General features: G+C 35.3%; 2 protein-coding genes. Both read right to left on the bottom strand.

All coding sequences use genetic code 11. The annotated features are described in order from the left end of the window. Positions 1-56: 56 nt before the first annotated feature. Positions 57-1,022, bottom strand: coding sequence for an IS3 family transposase (locus tag LIZ66_RS18230; RefSeq protein WP_173717587.1), 966 nt, complete (start codon positions 1,020-1,022; stop codon positions 57-59). After that, on the bottom strand, positions 1,019-1,699 hold a 681-nt coding region (locus LIZ66_RS18235; protein WP_173717586.1), incomplete at its 5' end, for a helix-turn-helix domain-containing protein. The genes LIZ66_RS18230 and LIZ66_RS18235, both read right to left, overlap by 4 nt.

Genomic DNA, 1,699 nt, shown 5'->3' on the forward strand with positions numbered 1-1,699 from the left:
ATATCTAAAGGTAAGCGACAAAAATACCTACATTTCATTTTGGAGTGTAGGTATTTTTATGCACACCATTTCTCTTTATATTTTTTAATTCGTTTGTTTTCTGGAATAGGATATTCTACTGGTATGTCAGATTTCAGTGCTTCTTGACGTACTTCTAGGGGTGTTTTGCAGCAATACCTATCCTGTGGACGTTCTTCACTATAAAATCTTATATAATCCTTTATTGCAAATCTTAATGAGGATTCATCAGTTATTTCGTACATCTGATACATTTCTGCTTTGATAATTCCCCAGAAACCTTCTGTTGGTCCATTATCAATACAATGTCCAACCCGAGACATGGATTGTCTCATTTCTTGTTTTACAAGTTTCTTTTTAAACATTTTGCTGGTATACTGGAATCCCCGATCTGAATGAAAAATCGGCTTTGCACAGGGGTTCAACGCAATTGCCTTATCAAAAGTTTTAAATACTAATTTATTATCATTTCTGGCACTAACAGCATATGACACAGGATATCTATCATACAGATCTATAATGGCACTTAAATACAACTTCTTTTTTTTACCTGGCACTTTAAATTCAGTCACATCAGTAGCCCATTTTTGATTGGGTGCAGTTGCGTAAAAATCTCTTTGTAATATATTTTGTGTTGTTTCATCTGCATTGGCATTCCTATATTTTTTCTTCTTTTTTCGTATAACGGAATGGATTCCCAGTTTTTTCATAATTCTGTGAACTCTATTTTTGCTGTACTTTGTTTGATTAAAATGATTGATCCAAGAAGTCATTCTCCGATACCCTAAGATATGACTAAAGCGTTCATCATACTCCTTAATGAGCTCTGCAAGTTTGATGTTTTCCATTTCATCCTCAGGTGTTTCACGGTGTAGCCATTTATAATAAGCAGCTCTTGCGACCTCCAAATGTTTACACATCCATCCAATACTCCAGTTTTTCTCTGTATGAAAATATTCTATCGCAAGATATTTTGATTCATGACGAACCTTACCCAGCCTCACATCCTTTCGAAGTCTTTCACTTTTTTTAACAATTCAACAACCATATCCTTTTCTTCCAGCTGACGCTTTAGTCGTAAGTTTTCACGTCTCAAACGTTCTAATTCATCTACTTCATCATCTGTTTTACGTTGACCGCGTCTGTCAGTTAATCCGGATTCCCCATCACTATCATATTTCTTTACCCAAGAATAGACCTGACCGTAAGAAACATTGAATTTTGTAGCTGTATTCTTATAGTCACGATTATGGTTGATGCAATAATTAACGATTTCTTTTCGTTCCTCAAGTGTTGTTTTTCTTCGTGCCTCTGCCATATAGACCTCCCGTTTTGGATTATAATCCTTGAACTCTCTATTGGCATTATACACCTTAATCCAACTTCGCAAAACAGAACGACTAGATATTGCATATTTAGCGATGATATCGTCAACAGTCCCTTCTCCATTTAGAACTGCTTCTACGCATCGGAGTTTAAACTCCTTTGAATAAGTTCTATTTCTATTCGATGGATGACAAAATGCAGCTATCCCATGAATTTGATATTCATTAATCCATCCTTTTAGTGTTGAATATCCTATACTGTATTTATCAGCAAGGAACTGAATAGAACCTATACCATCCAGATATTCCTGCGATACTTTAGCTCTAAACTCAGGTGAATGTTTTGATTTTGGCAT

Source organism: Blautia faecis, from assembly GCF_020554845.1.
GTDB lineage: Bacteria > Bacillota > Clostridia > Lachnospirales > Lachnospiraceae > Blautia_A > Blautia_A faecis.